The sequence below is a fragment of the Myxococcus dinghuensis genome (genome assembly GCF_024198235.1).
GTDB lineage: Bacteria > Myxococcota > Myxococcia > Myxococcales > Myxococcaceae > Myxococcus > Myxococcus dinghuensis.
In genome coordinates, this window is the sequence record NZ_JAKCFB010000006.1 from 277710 (window position 1) to 297466 (window position 19757).

Below are 19757 nucleotides of genomic sequence, written 5' to 3' on the forward strand. Positions count from 1 at the left end.
CGACGGCCGACACCCTCGCGAGAGGACGCCGGCCGTCGGGACTACCGTGATTCGAAAGCGAGAGCAGCCGAGCGGGCCGCCTTCACACCTCCGGGACCGGGCCTGTCAGGCACCCGGCCCCGAAGGTCCGCCGCGTCTCAGGCCTGACGACGACGACGGCGCAGCAGGGTGATGAGCGCCAGGCCGAGCATGCCGACCGGAGCACCACCGCCCGTCGCGGAGCAGCCACCCTCGTCCTTCGGCTTGGCCGTGGCCTCGACCGTGACGCTGTGGCTCTCGCCCTTGCTGTCCTTGACGGTGAGCTTGAAGCTGAACGTGGCGCTGTCACCATCCAGCTCCGGCACGTCCACGCTCAGCACCGCCTTGGTCGACTCGTTCAGCGTGACACCCGGGCCGCCGACCTGCTCCCAACGGTAGGTCAGGGCATCACCATCCGGATCGCTGGACGCCGAGCCGTCGAGGGTCATCGACGTCTGGGGACCATTGAGGATGATGCGGGCCTTGGCCACCGGGGCGCGGTTGGGCACCGGCTGGGCGGACACGGTGACGACGACCAGCGAGGCCGCGCTCGTGGCCGAGCCATCGCTCACGACCAGGCTGAACACCAGGTCGCGCTCGCCCGTCACGGACGGAGCCGTGAAGGTCGGCTGCGCCGCCGTCGCGTTGGACAGCGTCACCGCCGGGCCTGACACCTGCGCCCACTGATAGGTGACCGCCGTGCCATCCGGGTCGCTGCTGGCGCTGCCGTTGAGCGTCACGGAGGCACCCGACTCGGTGGTGATGGCCTCGCCCGCGTTGGCGACGGGCGCGCGGTTGACGTTGCGCAGCGTCACGGTGACGTCCTTGGTCGTGGAGACCTTGCCGTCGGACACCGTCACGCGGAACGTCAGCTCCTTGTCCGCGTCCACCTCGCCGGCCGCGAAGCTGGCCGTCGCCGTGTTCGCGTTGGACAGCGCCACCGTGTCACCGGAGAGCTGCGTCCAGGCATAGGTGAGCGTGTCGCCATCCGCGTCGGTGGCGTGCGCCACGAGGGACACGGTGGTCCGCTCGTCCGCCGTCACCGCCGAGGCCGTGACCACCGGAGCGCGGTTGGGCACCGCCGGCGGGGTGATGGTGATGACCACCAGCGAAGCCGCGCTCGTGGCCGAGCCATCGCTCACGACCAGGCTGAACACCAGGTCGCGCTCGCCCGTCACGGACGGAGCCGTGAAGGTCGGCTGCGCCGCCGTCGCGTTGGACAGCGTCACCGCCGGACCCGCCACCTGCGTCCACGCGTACGTCAGCGTGGTGCCGTCCGGATCGCTGCTCGCGCTGCCGTCCAGGGTGACCGTCGTCCCCGACTGGGCGGAGGCCGCGGAGCCCGCGTTCGCCGTCGGAGCGCGGTTGACGTTGCGGATGGTGACCGTGACGTCCGCGGAGGTCGAGGCCTCGCCGTCGGACACCGTCACCCGGAACGTGAGGACCGCGTCATCGTCCACATCGCCGGCCGCGAAGCTCGCCGTCGCTTCGTTCGCGTTCTCGAGGGTCACCGTGGAAGCGGGGATCTGCGTCCAGGCGTAGGTCAGCGTGTCACCGTCCGCGTCGGTGGCGTGCGCCACGAGGGACACGGTGGTCCGCTCGTCCGCCGTCACCGCCGAGGCCGTCACCACCGGGGCGCGGTTGGGCACCGGCGCCGGGGTGATGGTGATGACCACCAGCGAGGCCGTGCTCGAGGCCACGCCATCGCTGACGACCAGGCTGAACACCAGGTCGCGCTCGCCCGTCACGGACGGAGCCGTGAAGGTCGGCTGCGCCGCCGTCGCGTTGGACAGCGTCACCGCCGGACCCGCCACCTGCGTCCACGCGTACGTCAGCGTGGTGCCGTCCGGATCGCTGCTCGCGCTGCCGTCCAGGGTGACCGTCGTCCCCGACTGGGCGGAGGCCGCGGAGCCCGCGTTCGCCGTCGGAGCGCGGTTCACGTTGCGGATGGTGACGACCACCTCCTCGCTGGTCGTGGCCGTGCCGTCCGACACGTCCACGCGGAAGATGAGGATGTCATCGTCGTCCACGTCGGCGGCCAGGAAGCTGGCCGACGCCGTGTTCCCATTCGCCAGGATGACCGACGTACCGGACACCTGCGTCCAGGCGTACGTCAGCGAGTCGCCGTCCGCATCCGTGGCATGCGCCACGAGGGACACGGTGGTGCGCTCGTCCGCCGTGACAGCGGCGGCCGTCACCACCGGAGCGCGGTTGGGCACCGGCGCCGGGGTGATGGTGATGACCACCAGCGACGCCGCGCTGGAGGCCACGCCATCGCTCACCACCAGGCTGAACACCAGCTCACGCACACCCGTCACGGACGGAGCCGTGAAGGTCGGCTGCACCGCGGAGGTGCTGGACAGCGTCACCGCCGGACCGGACACCTGCGTCCACGCGTACGTCAGCGTGGTGCCATCCGGATCGCTGCTGGCGCTGCCGTTCAGGGTGACCGTCGTCCCCGACTGGGCGGAGGCCGCGGAGCCCGCGTTCGCCGTCGGGGCACGGTTCACGTTGCGGATGGTGACCGTGACGACCGTGGAGGCCGTGGCCTGCCCGTCGGACACCGTCACCCGGAACGTGAGGACCGCGTCGTCGTCCACGTCGCCGGCCGCGAAGCTCGCCGTCTCCGTGTTCGCGCCAGAGAGCGTCACCGTCGGGCCGGTCAACTGGGTCCACGCGTAGGTCAGCGTGTCGCCATCCGGATCCGTGCCCTGCGCGACGAGCGACACGGTGGTGCGCTCATCCGCGGACACCGCCGCCGCCGTGACCGCCGGAGCGCGGTTGGGCACCGGCGCCGGGGTGACGGTGATGACGACGATCGAAGCCGTGCTCGTGGCCTCGCCATCGCTCACCACCAGGCTGAACACGAGGTCCGTGTTCGTGTTCACCGACGGGGCGGTGAACGTCGGCTGCGCCGCCGTGGCGCTGGACAGCGCCGCCGCCGGGCCCGCCACCTGGGTCCACTGGTAGGAGACCGCCGTGCCATCCGGATCGCTGCTGGCGCTGCCGTTCAGGGTGACCGTCGTCCCCGACTGGGCGGAGGCCGCGGAGCCCGCGTTGGCCACGGGAGCGCGGTTGACGTTGTTCACCGTCACGGTCACCGTCTGGTTCGCGGTGGCCGTGCCATCCGACACCGTCACGCGGAACGTGAGGACCGTGCTGGTGGTCACGTCCGGAGCGGTGAACGAGGCCGAAGACGTGCTGGCGCCCGCAAGGGTCACCGCCGGCCCGGACAACTGCGTCCAGGTGTAGGTCAGCGCGTCGCCGTCCGGATCCGAGCCCTGGGCCACGAGGGAGACGGAGCTCCGCTCGTTGACGGACAGGGTGGCCGGAGCCGACACGGAGGGGGCACGGTTGACGGAGTTGATGACCACGTTCACGGTGTCGCTCACCGTGGCGCTGCCATCGCTCACCGTCAGGCGGAACGTCAGCGTCTCGCTCGTGGCGACCTCGGGAGCCGTGAACGTCGCGGTCAGCGCGCTGGCGCCCGACAGGGCCACCGGCGTGCCAGCCGTCTGCACCCAGGCATAGGTCAGCGTGTCACCGTCCGCGTCGCTGGCCGAGCCGGACAGCGTCACGACGGTGCGCTCGTTCGCCACGCCGTCCACGCCCGCGTTCACGGTGGGGGCGCGGTTGACGTTGCGGATGTTGACCGTCACGGTCTGGCTGGCCGTGGCCGTGCCGTCGGACACCGTCACCTGGAAGGTGAGGACGGCGTCGGCGGCGACCTCGCCCGTGTTGAACGTGGCCGTGGCCGTGTTCGCACCGGAGAGGGTGACCGGCGTGCCGGCGGTCTGCGTCCAGCTATAGGTCAGCGAGTCACCGTCCGGGTCGGAGCCCGTGGCCTGCAGGGTCGCGGTGCTGCGCTCGTTCACCGTCACCGACGCGGCGGTGACCGCGGGGGCGCGGTTGACGTTGTGGATGACGACGTCCACCGTGTCGGAGGCGGTGGCGACACCGTCGCTCACCGTCAGGCGGAAGCTCACGGTCTGGTCGAACGAGACCTCGGGCGCCACGAAGGTGGCGGTCGCGGTGTTGTACTGGCTCAGCGCCACCGTGGGACCGGAGATCTGGGTCCACAGGTAGGTCAGCGCGTCACCATCCGGATCGCTCGCGGAGCCACTGAGGGTGGCCGCCTGACGCTCGTCCACGACGCCATCCAGGCCGGCGTTGACGGTGGGCGCGCGGTTCACGTTCTTGATGCGGATCGTGACCGTGTCGGTGGAGGTGGCGGCACCGTCGCTGACGGACAGCCGCAGCACCAGGTCGGTGTCGGCGGTGACGTCGGGAGCGGTGAAGCTCACGTTGGCGGTGTTCGCGTTGGTGAGCGTGACGGCGGGGCCGGACACGCGCGTCCAGGTGTACGTCAGCGGGTTGTTGTCGGCGTCCGTCGCGCTGCCGTTGACCGTCACGGAGGAGCGCTCGTTCACCGTCAGGTCCGGCCCGGCGTTGGCGACCGGGGGACGGTTCACGCAGACGTTGTTGTCGGGGACGAACGACGTGAACGGCAGGTTGTCGATGCCGCTGAAGGAGAGGTCGTCCAGCAACCAGCCCGTGGCGCCTGAGAAGTTGTCGGTGCCGATGCGGAAGCGGATCATCACCTGCTTGCCCGCGTAGGTCGTGCCCAGGTTCAGGGTCGCCGGGACCAGATCCGGGAAGTCCGGCGTCTCGTCGACGATGGCGGGGCGGCCGTCCAGGGGGTTCAGGTTGCCCGAGTACGACTCGAGCGTCCCTCCGTACAGCGGCGTGCCGATGTCCACCCAGGTCTCACCGTCCTCGGTGAGCTCGATGACGGCGCCGTCGTAGAACTCCCGCAGGCCCGTGGCGGGGTTGTCGTAGTACTCGAAGCTGTAGGCCTGCTTGAAGTTGAGGACGAGCGGCTCGGTGGCGCTCACCTGGAGCACAGGGGTGATGAGCGAACCATCGGACGGACCGTCGACATCCTCGCCGTAGAACGTACGGTTACCGTCTTCGAACGCCACAATGCCGAAGTAGTTCTCCACGAGATCGGGATTGGTATCCAGACCCCAGGGCAAGTTCGCGGGGGACGTCTGGACAGTCTCCGTCTTCGATGTGTTGGCCCCTTCGTCGACTTGAGTCTGGACGCTCAACGTCGAGATCAGGTCACCCGCCTGGGCCTGGCGATCATCGCGGATGGCGATTTGGAAGGTCGCCGTGGCCATGGGCGCGCCATTGGTCAGGGTGACCGGGATCGCGACCGTCGCCTCGTCACCGTAGTTGGGCAGAACCGGGAAGCGGGCCGAGCCACCATTGCCGAGCCGAATCCCCGGAGTGGTCGACAGCACCGTCACGCTGGCGTTCGAGGCCGCGGTCGAGCCGTTGTTGCGAATGGTGATGAGGATGCGGCCCGTCTCGCCGTTGTCGAGGAAGCCGTCACGATCACACGTCGACGCCACGAGGTCGTCGCGAACGGACGCGGCCACCAACTCCACGGAGGTCCCCGTGAGGAAGCTCTCCACCACGCCCTCGTGGTTGATGGAGTTGTAGGGCGGCGCGATCGCGCCAACACCCGCACCACGCTTGGCGAACGCGCCCCACAGGAGAAGGGCGTCGTCGGGATCCGAGGCGAGCGCTGCCGCGATCACGGCGTCACGGGCCTCGATGTACGTCGGCGCCCACGGCGTCAGCTTGTAGCCGTTGACCAGGTACTCCTTCATCCGGAGCTGCGCGTCCGCGAAGGGGTGCGCCCGCAGGAGGGCCGTGTAGCACTCCCACAGCATCGTGGCCCACACCTCACCGGAGTTGTGAACCTCCGAGTTGACGCCACCCGGGGCGATGGGCGCCGTGGTGGGCAGCACCGCGGAGTCCGCGATGTGACGGAACGTCAGGGCGTTCTTCGCCATGTCCGACGAGTATGTCACGCGGCGGATGCCGAAGAAGGAGCTGTCCGGGGAGATGCCTCGCGTCGCGTACTCACCCGCGCCGTAGGCCCCCATCCAGTTCTCGTTGCCCGGGACGTTGACGTCCTCCTGCCGGGCCATCATCAGGAGGGCGTGGAAGTCACCCCAGCCCTCGCCCATGGAACCACCCTGGTTGTTGACGAGACCCGACGAGTCCCAGATGAGGCGGTTGCTGATGTAGTGACCCCACTCGTGGGCCACGATGGCGTTGTCCACGGTGCCGTCCACATTCGTGGTCGGGCCACGGAACAACCGCACGTTGAGCCCCGAGGCCACGCGGAGGATGTTGCCGTCCGCCAGCGTGACCCGGAGGGACGGGATCGTGATGCCAGCAGCGGCGCCACCGATGTCGGTGACATAGCCCGGCGCGTTGTCCGCGATGAGGACGCCGATGGCACCCGCCGTCTGGGCGTTCTGGACCTTCACGGTGAAGTTGCAGCTACCGCGATCGATGAACGCGATCTTGCCGGCGATGGCCGCTGCGTTGGTGAAGGGAGAGCAACCATCGGTGGTCGACGGACCCGCGGCATCCGCGGCATCCAGCGCGATGATCATGTCCCCCGTCGTGTCGAACAACTGGGGACCGAAGCCGGTGGCGACGCCGGTGCGGTACACGCCAGCCACGGGGGCGGGAGCGTTCACCGTCAAGGAGGCGTTGCGCGGACCGCTGAACAGGTACATCTGCATGCGCGGCGAGGCACCATCCGCCGGAGTCTGCATGTTGGCGTTGTTGGTGCCACCGTAGTCCTGCGCCTGCGCGCGGATGGCGTCGTTGCCCAGACCGCCACGACCGAAGTTGTTGGTCTGACCGTTGCCGGAGACCTCGTCGAAGCCGGAGTCGTAGAACCAGTCGTGCAGCCAGTTGTTCATGAAGAACAGGCTGGTCGTCGCCGCGGCGATCTGCTCGGCGTTGGCGTTCGGCTGGATGTTGAAGACCATCGTCCGGTCGAACACGCCAGGAGCGGTCACGGTCGGACGCAGGTCGCCCGCGTTGTAGTTGTCCGGGGCAACGAGATCCGCGTACGCGTCCACGTTGTTACCGGTGGTCACCGTGGCGCCAGCTGGGAGCCAGGGGTCGTTCCGGCTGAACGGCGCGTTCTGCAGGGTGATCAGGGACGGGGGGACGAACGCAGGAACGAAGCCGTTCGGAGCACCGGTGGGATGCGGCGTGCCATTGCTGCCGGCAGGGCCGTCGTGAGGCGTGTACGGGGGCGTGGTGTCGGCGAAGACGCGGTAGCTGAACGCTGCCTCGGCCGTCAGGTTCTTGCGCATCAGCAGCCGACCATCGACCGCAGACACGACGTAGGAGTAGTAGTCGGACTCCGTGCTGTCCGCCCGCCCGGTGTTGAGCTCCAGGTAGTACGCAGGGACGACGGACTTGCCCAGCGGGTAGAACACCTGCTTGGCACGAGCGGGGATGAGCAGCCCCTCATCGAGCGGGCGCGCGAGCGTGGCCAGCGTGAAGTGCGTGTAGCGGCCAGAGTCCTTCGCCACCTTCACGGACGACAGCAGGGAGCCGTCCAGCGCCACCCCGGTGAGGTCGTGGTAGGCAGCGGCAATGGCGGACGTGGCGGGCATCCTGAACGCGAGCCGATCCGCCCCACCCATCTTCGCCGACGCGGTCGCGTCCGGAGAGAGCCCGGACGAGAGCGAGCCCGAGATGGCCACGACCTCGTTGTTCCCGTTGAGCAGGACGCGGACGCCCCGGCGGAAGACCTCGATGCCCGAGGACTCCTGCGACATCATGACGACCTTCACGCCACGCGAGCTCTCGCTGATGGACGTGACCTTCGCGCCGGCGGCCTCGAAGGACGACAGGCCATACAGCGCCGCGTGTGCGTTGAGCTGAGCGAGGGCGGCCTTCTCCGGCGCCATGCTCGCGTACTCGGCGCGCAGCTTCGACTGCGCGCCACCGCTCTTGGGGTTGGCCCAGACGAAACGAGGGGCACCAGTGAGCTCGTCGCGATGTGCAACGCGGACACTGGTGTCACCGTTCACGGGCTTGAAGTCAGCGGTCCGACGCGCCGCGGGCTTCGCATCCAGGATTGCATCGTAATTCGGCAGTGTCCGGGCCGAAGCGCCGGTACCCGAAAGTACCAGTGCCACGCCGGACAGCTTGGCAACCAACCTTCTCACGTGGGGGGACTCCCTTGGCTTGCGCGGGGTGGGAGCTTCCAGAAGCGACAGCGACGCAAGTGCCGGCGGGTCCGCCGGAACTTTTGGTCAATTCTGGGCAACTCCCGGGCGACAAACTGTCACCTGTTGGAGAGATTAGTGCCCATACTGATGTAGGTTGAAAGGCGACTTGTCCTGATTTTCTATGAAGGCCGGAGATTTCCGCAGCCAGCGAAGGATTGGCGCTGGAAATTCTCTTGCCGAATCAATGACTTAGGCGGGCATCCAACCTGGTTTCTGGCTTCACACAGGTGACGCGAAATACCCGGGTCAATCAAAACCCACAATTCCAACCATGGCGCCACGAAAGCCTGACGACCCGTCAGGTTGGACCGAGTGCTGCCAGACGACGGGCAAAAGCAATCGGCCCGGCCATCACGCGGACGACCGGGCCAAAGGCAAAACCTCACGTGCTGGACGCAGCCCTACTTCTTCCTCTTCGCGGGGCCTGCATTGAGCAACGCCATGGACGACGCGATCGACTGCGCATCCACGAAGACCTTCGTGAACCCCGCCTGGGACGCCTTCGCGATCCTCCATCCCGTGACCGAGGAACACCTCGGTGCCCCCTTCCCCCAGACGCAACGCCCATCCGCCCCTCCTCGCCCAGGCGGACCTTCTCCCCCCCGAGGCCTTCGTCGCGGCTCCCGGCTTCACCAGGATGTTCTCCGCGCCATCCGGCTCGATGTGGGCCACGGTGAAGGAATCGGGCGCGCCCTTCGGCCCTGGCGGAGCCCGGCCGAGCCGAAACGGCGCCTTCGGCTCGAACTGGAGCTGAAAACCCACGATCCGGAACGACGGTGGGACCTGTGTCGCCGCAGTGCCGCGCCTTCCGACGCGAACGCGGGACGCGACGGACAAATGCTTGCGGAACGTCGCCGCGTGCCCAGAAAAGACAAAACCCCATCCTCCGAGCAGTGGGAGGATGGGGCCTCGACATCAGAGTTGCGGGGGCAGGATTTGAACCTGCGACCTTCGGGTTATGAGCCCGACGAGCTACCAGGCTGCTCCACCCCGCGTCATGTGTACTGCTTGATTGAAACACCAGAGACCCGGTTCAGTATTCTCAACCGGGTCTCTGGCTGTCGAGTTGCGGGGGCAGGATTTGAACCTGCGACCTTCGGGTTATGAGCCCGACGAGCTACCAGGCTGCTCCACCCCGCGTCAGCGGCGAGAGGGTTAGTACCGCCCCCGCCCCATAGCGTCAACTTCTATTTCCCGTGCGCTTCGAAGCTTCATCCACGAGCCGAAGCGCACGGAAAACGAACGGCTACTTCCCACCCTTGCTGAAGAGGTCCGCGAACGTGCCGAAGCCCTTCTTGCCCGCACCCTGCGGCTGCTGGGTCTTCTGCCACGCCTCGACCTCGGCGCGCTCCTCGGCGCGCTGGGCCGCGGTGACGGACAGGCGGACCTTCCCGGAGGCGTCGATGTCGATGATCGCCACCTTCACCTCCTGGCCGAGCGCGTAGTGCTTGCGCAGATCCGTGCCGCGCTCGGTGCCCGTCTCGCTGGCGGGGAGCAGGCCCTTGCCGCCCGCGAACACCAGGAAGACGCCGTACGGCTCGATGCGGTCCACCTTGCCGACGACGACCTGGCCCACCTTGGGGCGCGGCGCGGCCGGAGCCGCGGGAGCAGCGGCGGCCTGAGCCGCGGCAGGCGCGGGACGCTCCTCGGGAGGACGCTGCGCCTCCTCCTCGGAGATCCGGCGCAGGCCGATGCGCTTCTCGTTCGGGTCGATCTTCTCGACCACCACCCAGACCGTCTCGCCGACCTGCACGACGTCGCGCGGGTGCGCGATGCGCCGGTCGCTCAGCGCGGAGATGTGCACCAGGCCGTCCACGCCCGGACGCAGCTCCACGAAGGCGCCGAACTGCTGGAGGCGCACGACCTTGCCCTGCAGCCGGTCGCCTTCCTTGATCTCGGAGATCGCCTTCTTGAAGGGATCCTCCTGCCGCGAGCGCATGGACAGCGTGATGCGCTCCTTCTGCTTGGACTTGTCCGGAGAGTTGGGCTGCGCGGCCTCCATGCGCAGGATCTCCACCTCCACGTCCTCGCCCTGCTTCACGACCTCGCTGGGGTGACCCACGCGCAGGTAGGACAGCTCGGAGACGGGGATCATGCCCTCCACGCCGCCCAGGTCCACGAAGACGCCGAAGTCACGAACGCCGGTGACCTTGCCCTTGACCACGCGCCCCACGTCCAGGGCCTTGCGCGTCTCGGCGGCCAACTGCTTCTGCTCGTCCTCGAGCAGCGAGCGGCGCGACAGCACCACGTTGCGGTCCCGGACCTCGGTGACGCGGAACTTGAGCTTCTCGCCGATGAACTGGTCCGGCTTCTCCACGTAGCGCAGGTCGAGCTGGCTGATGGGGCAGAACGCGCGCACGTCGCCGATGGCGACCTCCACGCCGCCCTTGTTCACGCTCAGCACCATGCCCTCGACGGGGATGCCGGAGGCGCGCGCCTCGGCCAGCATCGCCATGGACGCGCTGCCCTTGGCCAGCGCGCGCGACAGGACGATGCCCTTGGCGCCGACCTCGATGACGTGCGCCTCCAGGCTGTCACCGACGCCGTAGCGCAGGATGCCCTCGTCGTCCTTGAGCTCGCGCAGCTCGATCATCGCCTCGCTCTTGGAGGCGCCATCCAGCGACACGAACGCGGTGTCCGCGCCGAGCTGGAAGATCGTGCCCTTGACCTTCTCGCCCAGGCGCACGCCCCGGCGACCCGGCGTGCCACCCTCCTTCGCCTGCGCCTCGAACATCTCGGCGAAGGACTCGGACTCCGGCACCTCCTCGTAGAGGGCGCTGGAGGGCGCGGGCGTCGGCGTCACCGGGCGCGGCGCGGGAGCCGGCGCAGCGGAGGCCTCGGCGGCCGCGCTGGTCTGCTCCGCCGTGGCCGTCGCCTCCGCGGGCGCGTCGCCGACCGGGCCACGCGTCTCGATGGCACCCGAGGCGCGCTTGACGACGACCATGGGGCCGGACGCGCGGCGCTCACCACCGCCGCCGCCACCGCCACGACGTTCGGCGCGGTCGCCACCGCCACGAGGACGACGGTCCTCGCGCGGAGCGCCACCCTCCGGCGGTCGCGAGTCCCGACCCTGACCGGGCGCACCCCCGCGCTCACCACCGCGACCGCCACGGCCTCCGCCCTCGCTACGGCCACTGCCACCCGAGGGGATGCCGAGCATCACGTCGCCAAAGGTCGCCTTCGGCTTCTTGGGGCCGCCCATTCCGCCCGGACCACCAGCATTGGAACCGTTCTTCTCGTCGCTCACTGCGGAGACCTTCCTGAGACGAAGTCAGCCCGGACTTTCCGTGAAGCCGGGCTCATGAAAAAGGCGGCGCACTCTACACGTGCGCCCTGTCCGGCGGAAGCCCAGATGACGCGCGCGTGGAACACACCACCGCCGGAGCCATAACCGACGCAGGGGGTCAATCCATCCCCCACCCCTGTCATTGCATCTCCAACGACACCCCGCCCGGTCCGCCGGGAACCGAGCACGGACGCGGGTTTAGCGCACCAGGCCAAGCCGGCGTCCCACCCTCTTGAACACCGCTCCCGCCTCCGGAATCCCGAGCGCGGCGGCCAAGGAGAAGTACACCCCGCCCATGGGAAACCCCACCGCGAGCAACCCCAGGATGGGGTGAAGCCGGGGCGGAGCGAGCACCGCGCCCCCCCACTCCGCCTCCACTCCCGGCATGGGGCCCAGCACCGCCGCCAGCCCCAGCTTCACGCCCAGGGCCACCGCCCCCGCCACCCCCGCCGCGAGCCACAGGCGCGGCAGGAGCCCGGGGGCCACCCCCACCCGCCCCAGGCGCTTCGTCAGCTTGCGGCGCAGCAGGCTGGACTCCAGCCAGGCCACCAGGCCGCTGGCGAGCGTGAGCCCGAGCGCGCCCATATAAGCCGGCAGGCCGAGCCACGCGGGCGCGTGCAGGCCGAGCGCCCATGCGCCGAGCGAGCCCGCCACCACGCGGACGATGGCGAAGCGCAGTGGCGTCTTCGGGTCCTTGAGTGCGTAGAACGCGGACGCATAGAGCCGCCCCACCGTGGAGGCCACGAGCCCCACGGCGGCGCCCATCAGCAGGTACCAGAGGTAGCGCGAGTCGGCGGCGTCGAAGCGGCCCGTCTGCAGCAAGGCCGCCGCCACCATGTCCCCCACGAAGAGGAACGCCGCCGCCGAGGGCACCACCCAGAAGGCGATGCGACGCGCGCCCCCGTCGATGCGCTGGCGCAGCTTCGCCGCCAGCTCCTCCTCCTTCGCGTCCCCCGTCACACGCGCCATCTCCGGCAGCTCCGCCGCGGACACCGCCATGCCGAAGAGGCTCACGGGGATGAGGTAGATGGTCTGCGCGTACACCAGCGAGGACAATGCCCGGTCGGAGATGAGCGACGCGAAGGCGGTGTCCACCCATGCGCTGAACTGCACCACCCCGCGCCCCAGGACCACCGGACCGAAGTTGCGCAGCACCTGACGGACCGACTCGCCCGCGACCGCCAGCGTGGGACGGAATCGCCCCAGGAGCCGGAGCACGCTCGGGACCTGCACCGCGAACTGGAGGAAGCTGCCGGCCACCACGCCATAGCCCAGCAGCTCCACCAGCCGGTCCTCGCCATGGCGCCCGCCCACGGCGAGCAACGTGGTGATGATGGCGCCGTTCCAGACGACGGGCGCCAGGTACGACAGCAGGAAGCGCCGGTGGCTGTTCAGGATGCCCAGGCACCACGCGCTCAGCACGAGGAAGCCGGTGCCCGGGAAGAGGATGCGCACCACGCGGATGGCCAGCTCCCGCGAGTGCCCCACGAAGCCGGGGGCGATGGCGTCCACGAAGAAGGGGGTGAAGAACATCCCCGCGGCCACCAGCAGCGCGGTGGCCAGCGACAGCAGCCCGAACACGGCGCCCGCGACCCGGTCCGCCTCCTCGGTGTCCTTGCGGCCCAGCAACTGCGCGTAGACGGGGATGAAGGAGCCGGAGAGGACGCCCTCGCCGAACAGGTTCTGCAGGAAGTTGGGGATGCGCAGCGCGGCCTTGAAGACGGCGGCGGCCTCCGCGTTGCCCAGGTAGTGCGCGAAGACGCGCTCGCGCACCAGCCCCATCAAGCGCGAGGCGAGGATGCCGGTGGCGACCAGGACGGCGCCGCGACCTCCGGGGGCACTGGGGCCCTCGGGACGGGAGGGCTTGACGGGTGCGGGCGGTGCGGCGGACTCGGACGTGGAGACAGTCACGGGGGACGGGACTCTATGCGTGACGTCAAGTGGCATGAAGCAGGAAACCCGACGACCCCTGTTTCACTTGACGGTGCCCCCGGCGGATTGCGAGGGTCCGATTCCAATGGCCGAGACCCCGGACAGCGACCTGGACGACGTGGCACGTATCCGCCGCGTGCTGGCACGCGAGCTGGAGACCATCAACGAGTACGAGGCGTTCGCCAGGGCGTCCTCCCATCCGGAGGTCCGCGCCTTCTTCCTCCACCTGGCGTCGGAGGAGAAGGAGCATGTGTCCGAAGCCGTCCACATGCTGCGGATGCTCGACAGCGGACAGGACGGTCGCTTCACGACCCCCATCGCGCCGGGGCACTTCCAACAGGCCATCGCGGGGGGCCCGGTGCCGGTCCCCTCCCCTGCGCCCGCGCCGGCTCCGACGCCGGCCCCCGTGCCCCACCTCCTCAACGGTCGGTCTCCGGTCGAGCCCCTGACCGCGCTGCCCCCTCAGCGCCTGATGTACGGCCTGCCCGCCCCGCCGCCCGCCGTCGAGTCCCACCCGTTGACCGTCGGCTCGCTCCGCAAGGGCAGCGGCGGCAACGGTCGCTGACGTCTTTCGTAGTCCCCCTCTTCTCCTTGGTAGAGCTGCTGGAGACCGTTCGATGCCTGACTTCCTTGGACATGCCGAGAATCCGCTCCGTGAAGAGGAGTGGGCGCGCCTGAACGAAACCGTCATCCAGGTCGCGCGGCGCTCGCTGGTGGGCCGCCGCATCCTGGACATCTACGGTCCGCTGGGCGCGGGCGTGCAGACGGTGCCCTACGACGAGTTCCAGGGCGTCTCCCCCGGCGCGGTGGACATCGTCGGCGAGCAGGAGACGGCGATGGTCTTCACCGACGCGCGCAAGTTCAAGACCATCCCCATCATCTACAAGGACTTCCTGCTGCACTGGCGCGACATCGAGGCGGCGCGCACGCACAACATGCCGCTCGACGTGTCCGCCGCCGCCGGCGCCGCCGCGCTGTGCGCCCAGCAGGAGGACGAGCTCATCTTCTACGGTGACACCAAGCTCGGCTACGAGGGCCTGATGACGGCCAACGGCCGGCTCACGGTGCCGCTGGGGGACTGGACCACGGCGGGTGGCGGCTTCCTGGCCATCGTCGAGGCCACGCGCAAGCTCAACGAGCACGGCCACTTCGGCCCCTACGCCGTCGTGCTGTCGCCCCGGCTGTACTCGCAGCTGCACCGCATCTACGAGAAGACGGGCGTCCTGGAGATAGAGACCATCCGCCAGCTCGCGTCGGACGGCGTCTACCAGTCCAACCGCCTGCGCGGTGAGTCCGGCGTGGTGGTGTCCACGGGCCGCGAGAACATGGACCTGGCGGTGGCCATGGACATGGTGGCCGCGTACCTGGGCGCCTCGCGCATGAACCACCCGTTCCGCGTGCTGGAGGCGCTGCTGCTGCGCATCAAGCACCCGGACGCCATCTGCACGCTCGAGGGCGCCACCTCGTCCGCCCAGCGGTAAGTCCGGACGCGCCCTCACCCCATGGCCAAGGTCCTGGTCATCGACGACGAAGCGAACCTGCGCAAGGTGCTCGCGGCGATGCTGCGCCGCGATGGCTTCGATGTCACCGTCGCGGAGAACGGCGAGCAGGGGCTCGCCGAGTTCCACAAGAACGGCGCCGACATCGTCGTGACCGACCTGGTGATGCCCAAGGTGGGCGGCATGGAGGTGCTCGGCACCATCCGCGCCGCCAACCCGGACGTGCCCGTCATCATCATCACCGCCCACGGCACCGTGGACTCGGCGGTGGACGCCATCAAGGCGGGCGCGTTCGACTACATCACCAAGCCCTTCGACCAGGCGGAGCTGTCCGTCGTCGTGGCCAAGGCCGCCAAGACGAACGAGAGCGCCCGTCGCTCGGTCCGCCCGGACCTCAAGGCGCGCGCCGCCATCATCGGCGAGTCGCCGCAGATGCAGGACGTCTACAAGATCATCGACAAGGTGGCGGACACCCCCTCCACGGTGCTCGTCACGGGCGAGAGCGGCACGGGCAAGGAGCTCATCGCCACGGCGCTCCACGGCGCGTCCAGCCGGCGCGACAAGCCGTTCATCAAGATCAACTGCGCGGCCATCCCCGCCACGCTGCTGGAGAGCGAGCTGTTCGGCTACGAGCGCGGCGCGTTCACCGGCGCCGTCACGTCCAAGCCCGGCCGCTTCGAGCTGGCCGACGGCGGCACGCTGTTCCTCGACGAGATCGGGGAGATCCCCGTCGAGATGCAGGTGAAGCTCCTGCGCGCGCTCCAGGAAGGTGAGTTCGAACGCGTGGGCGGCATCAAGACGACGCGCGTGGACGTGCGCCTGGTGGCCGCCACCAACCGCGACCTTCAGACGGAGATCGAGGCGGGCCGCTTCCGCAAGGACCTGTTCTACCGGCTCGCGGTGGTGCCGCTGACGCTGCCGCCCTTGCGCGAGCGCCGCAGCGACATCCCCATGCTCGCGCGGCACTTCGTGGAGAAGTACAACCGCCGCCTCAACAAGAAGATCGAAGGCATCGCGGACGACGCGCTCGCCCTGCTCCAGGCCTATCCGTGGCCGGGCAACATCCGCGAGCTGGAGAACCAGATCGAGCGCGTGCTCATCTTCGCGGACGGGCCGCTCATCACCGCCCGGGACCTGCCGGACACCATCCGCCAGGGAGCGGGCGTCCAGGCGGGCGCCGTGCCGGCCACCCCCGCGCCGAGCATGGAAGTGCCCGCCGGCGAGGTGGGCCTCAAGGACATCGTCCGGATGAAGGCCGCGGAGCTCGAGCGCGACCTCATCGTGAAGAAGCTGGAGGAGACGGGCGGCAACGTCACCCGGGCCGCGCGCCTCCTGCAGATCAGCCGCAAGTCGCTGCAGACCAAGATGAAGGAATTCGGCCTGCGCGACACCACGCCTGACGAGCAGGAAGACGGCCCCGAGGACTGAACCTCGGTTGGCGGAATTCCTTCTCGCGGGCGTCGGTTTTCGCGCCCGCCCACCCTTTCCAACGCCTGGGAGCTTTATGCGGCCGAACCTTCCCACCCTCGGTGCACCACCGAAGCGCAGCCCTATCGGGCCCGTGGTCGCCGTGTCACTCATCCTCGGAGGTGCCGCCGGGGGCGTGTGGTGGTGGAAGCAACGGCTGGCGAACGCCACACAGGAGGCCACCGCCCAGGCCCCCGTGGCGGATGCCGCCTCGGACGCCGGCACCGTCGCCGCGGCGACGCCGGCCGCGCCCGTCGCCGCCCCGTCGTCCGACCCGGTGAAGGCCGCGGGGCTGGAGCGCGCCTCGGTGCGCATCGAGGGCCCCCTGGAGACCGCGCTCGTGGGCGCCGCGGGCGCGGACGTGGGCCCGGCGCTCGCCCAGGTGGTGACGCGCACCCTCGTCTGGTGGGTGGAGGTGCCAACGGGAATCCTGCGGGGTGACACGCTCGACGTGCTCTTCCAGCGCCGCCCCAACGAGGAGCCCCTGGTCCACGCGGTGCGCTTCACCAGCGCCAAGCTGGGCAAGACGCTCAGCGCCTACCGCTTCCAGCCCGCGAGCGAGGGCGCCGCCCGCTACTACCTGTCTTCTGGCGACGAGTTGGAGCTGCGGCTGGAGAACTCGCCCCTGGACGACTACGAGCAGGTGACGTCCCTGCTGCGCGACGGCCGGCGCCACAAGGGCGTGGACTTCCGCACCCCGGTGGGCACCCCCGTCAAGGCCCCCTTCGCGGGCGTCGTGAAGCGCAAGAACTGGAACTGGGGCAGCAACGGCAACTGCCTGGAGCTGATCGAGTCCGGCGGCCGGGGTCGGCGCGCCCTCTTCCTGCACCTGGACGAGGTGTCCAAGGAGATCCACGCCGGCACCCGCTTCTCCACCGGCCAGGTCATCGCCCGGAGCGGGAACACGGGCCGCTCGTTCGCGCCCCACCTGCACTACCAGTTGATGACGCAGGACGACCGCGTCCTGGACCCCTTCGACCAGCACAAGACCCACCGGCGCTCGCTGGCCAGCCGCTTCAAGACCGCCTTCGACGAGGAGGTCGGTCGCCTGGACGGGCTGCTCGGCACACCGGTGGCGGGGAAGTAAATACGACCCGATTCTTGACACTCCTTCGACGGCACGGCTAGCTGGAAGCCCCCGGGCCTTGCCGGAAGGTCCGGACGTTTCGCCGTCGGAGGTCGGATGCACAGGCTTCGCGCCGTACTCGCCGCGCTGACACTGGGCGCGCCGTTCGCCGCCAGCGCGGCGGACATCACCCGGATCGCCTCGGCCTTCGAGGACGATGATCCGTTCGACCTGTTCATCGACGTCGGGTTCGAACGCACCCAGACTCGCGCGAAGATCATCCGCGAGCAGCTCGCCCCCATGGGCGCGCCGGGCAACCCGGACGGCACGCCCGCCACGCGGGCCGACGTCGCGGAGCTCTGGTACAAGGGCGTCGACGCCCGGCTCAACCTCGCGCTGGCCATCGGCCTGTACCGGGACCTCGAGCTGTCCTTCAAGCTGCCGCTGGTGTTCTCCCAGAACGAGACCTGGAACTTCACGTCCCAGTCGTCTCGCGCGAACTCCACCATCACCAACAACTGCATCAACGCGGACGGCTCGCTCGTCAGCCCCGGCTGTCTCGCGGACCCGGGCAACCAGGGCATCCCCCTGTTCGGCGTGCCGCAGGAGAGCTTCCGCGGCGGCCTGGGCAACCTCCACTTCGGCCTCGCCTACGCCTTCTTCAACCAGACGAAGGACGACACGAAGCCCACGTGGATCGTCGGCATCGACTACGAGGCCCCCACGGCCAAGCAGCGTGACCCGAGCGTGGACACCACCAACTCGGACGACCGCGGCAACATCGGCGACCGCATCCACAAGTACCAGCTCTACACGTCCTTCTCGCGGCGGATGGGCGCGGCCGAGCCGTACTTCAAGGCCAGCTACACCATCCCCGTCCGCGGCCCCGGCATCTACTCCAACTGCGACCAGCGCAACGCGGAACCGCCGAACCTGGGCGCCCCGGGCAACTGCGGCGAGGGGCCGTGGAACCGCAAGGAGACCGGCATCAAGGCGCCGGAGCAGGTCGGCATGCTCGCAGGCGTGGAGTTGATCCCCTTCGACCGGCCGCAGAAGGGCCAGCAGTTCAAGCTCGACGTGCGCGCCATCGGCAACTACGTGGGCTCCGGCCGCTACTACAACGAGCTGAGCGCGGCGCTGCGCAAGCTGCTGTCCTCGGAGGACTACTTCCAGGTCGGCGGCATGATCGGCGCCACCGCCAGCGCGGGTGAGTCCTTCAAGATCCGCGCGTCCGGCACGTTCCTCTACAACACGGACCACACGCTGACGAACGAGGAGGTGGGCAAGGATCTCAACGGCGACGGCGAGGTCGACGTGAGCCCCGGCTCTCCGGAGCTCAACCCCACCTTCGACTGGCGCTACGACCTGGTGTCCCGCCGCTTCCGCGCCGTCGGCAGCACCACGTTCCGCTTCGAGCTGGGCGCATCGTTCAACTTCTGACGATGCGCCGCGGAGCGGGTCCGACACGGCCCGCTCCGTCGCCCCACCCTCCGGCGTGGACCGCGCGAACGGTCCCCGGAAGGCCTCCGGGGCTCACCGCTTCAACGACAGCCCGAGCCGGTAGACGTCCTGCCCGGACCATCCCGCGCGACGGGCGAGTTCGGTGCTGAGCGGCTTGAGCTTCTCCCCGCGCGACAGCCCCTCCTCGAGCGCCCGGCGAAGCTCCTCCTCGGACCAGCGCCGCTCCCCGGTGCGTCCCTCGACGAGCACCACCACCTCGCCCCGCGCCTCCTCGGCCGCGTAGCGCGCGGCGAGTTCGGAGAGCGTCCCGCGAGCGAACTCCTCGTGGAGCTTCGTCAACTCCCGGGCCACGCAGGCCCGGCGCTCTCCCCATGCCTCCAGGAGGTCCGGCAGCGTCTCGCCCAGGCGCCGGGGGGACTCGTAGAGGACCAGCGTCGCGGAGAGCAGGGCCACCTCCTCCAGCATGGCCCGGCGCTCAGGCCCCTTGCGGGGCAGGAAGCCGAGGAAATGGAACCGCCCCGTCGGCAGGCCGGAGGCGCTCAAGGCCGCCACGAGGGCCGTCGCACCCGGCACGGGCACCACGGACAGGCCGCGCTCCAGGGCCTCCGCCACCAGCTTCTCACCTGGATCGCTGATGGCGGGGCTGCCCGCGTCCGTGACGAGCGCGCAGTCCTCGCCCTCCGCGATGCGATCCAGGATGCGGCCCGCGCGCTGGCCCTCCGCGAACGCGGGAAGGCTCACCAGGTCCTTCCCGCCGATGCCGAAGTGGTCCAGCAGCACGCGCGAGTGCCGCGTGTCCTCGCAGGCGATGAAGCGCGCGGCCCGCAGCGTCTCCAGCGCGCGCGTGGTGATGTCTCCCAGGTTCCCGATGGGCGTGGCCACCAGGTACAGCGTTCCAGCCATTGCCT

9 protein-coding genes and 2 tRNA genes are annotated in these 19757 nt (G+C 69.5%); 5 read left to right on the forward strand and 6 right to left on the reverse strand.

Annotated elements, in window-relative coordinates; genetic code table 11:
* Window positions 1–137: 137 nt before the first annotated feature.
* From LZ198_RS11755 to murJ, 5 genes are all read right to left on the reverse strand, one after another.
* Window positions 138–8075, reverse strand: a complete 7938-nt coding sequence (locus LZ198_RS11755) for a myxosortase-dependent M36 family metallopeptidase (protein ID WP_323382420.1) — start codon at window positions 8073–8075, stop codon at window positions 138–140.
* 984 nt (window positions 8076–9059) lie between these two features.
* Window positions 9060–9133 (reverse strand) — tRNA-Met (locus LZ198_RS11760).
* A gap of 71 nt (window positions 9134–9204) precedes the next feature.
* Window positions 9205–9278, reverse strand: a tRNA-Met gene (locus tag LZ198_RS11765).
* A 106-nt stretch (window positions 9279–9384) separates the two neighbouring features.
* Window positions 9385–11385, reverse strand: a complete 2001-nt coding sequence (locus LZ198_RS11770) for a S1 RNA-binding domain-containing protein (RefSeq protein WP_253972010.1) — start codon at window positions 11383–11385, stop codon at window positions 9385–9387.
* A gap of 237 nt (window positions 11386–11622) precedes the next feature.
* A complete protein-coding gene (gene murJ, locus LZ198_RS11775) occupies window positions 11623–13335 on the reverse strand; it encodes a murein biosynthesis integral membrane protein MurJ (RefSeq protein WP_323382422.1) in 1713 nt (570 codons plus the stop codon).
* Between the two features lie 106 nt (window positions 13336–13441).
* Between murJ and LZ198_RS11780 the strand changes: the two genes are divergently transcribed.
* The 5 genes from LZ198_RS11780 (at window position 13442) to LZ198_RS11800 (ending at window position 18828) form a co-directional block, all read left to right on the forward strand.
* Window positions 13442–13921, forward strand: a complete 480-nt coding sequence (locus LZ198_RS11780) for a ferritin family protein (RefSeq protein WP_253972011.1) — start codon at window positions 13442–13444, stop codon at window positions 13919–13921.
* Between the two features lie 52 nt (window positions 13922–13973).
* Window positions 13974–14837, forward strand: a complete 864-nt coding sequence (gene encA / locus LZ198_RS11785) for an encapsulin nanocompartment shell protein EncA (protein WP_253972012.1) — start codon at window positions 13974–13976, stop codon at window positions 14835–14837.
* 21 nt (window positions 14838–14858) lie between these two features.
* On the forward strand, window positions 14859–16283 hold the full coding sequence (locus LZ198_RS11790) for a sigma-54-dependent transcriptional regulator (protein WP_253972013.1): 1425 nt from the start codon (window positions 14859–14861) through the stop codon (window positions 16281–16283).
* 76 nt (window positions 16284–16359) lie between these two features.
* Window positions 16360–17409 carry a peptidoglycan DD-metalloendopeptidase family protein gene (locus LZ198_RS11795; protein WP_253972014.1) on the forward strand — a complete coding sequence of 350 codons (1050 nt, stop codon included), beginning with the start codon at window positions 16360–16362 and terminating at the stop codon, window positions 17407–17409.
* A gap of 96 nt (window positions 17410–17505) precedes the next feature.
* Window positions 17506–18828 (forward strand): hypothetical protein, encoded by a 1323-nt coding sequence (locus tag LZ198_RS11800; RefSeq protein ID WP_253972015.1) that lies wholly within the window; start codon window positions 17506–17508, stop codon window positions 18826–18828.
* Window positions 18829–18921: 93 nt separating this feature from the next.
* On the opposite strand, the gene rsmI is transcribed toward LZ198_RS11800, so the two are convergent.
* Window positions 18922–19752 carry a 16S rRNA (cytidine(1402)-2'-O)-methyltransferase gene (gene rsmI, locus LZ198_RS11805; protein ID WP_253972016.1) on the reverse strand — a complete coding sequence of 277 codons (831 nt, stop codon included), beginning with the start codon at window positions 19750–19752 and terminating at the stop codon, window positions 18922–18924.
* Window positions 19753–19757: the final 5 nt, after the last annotated feature.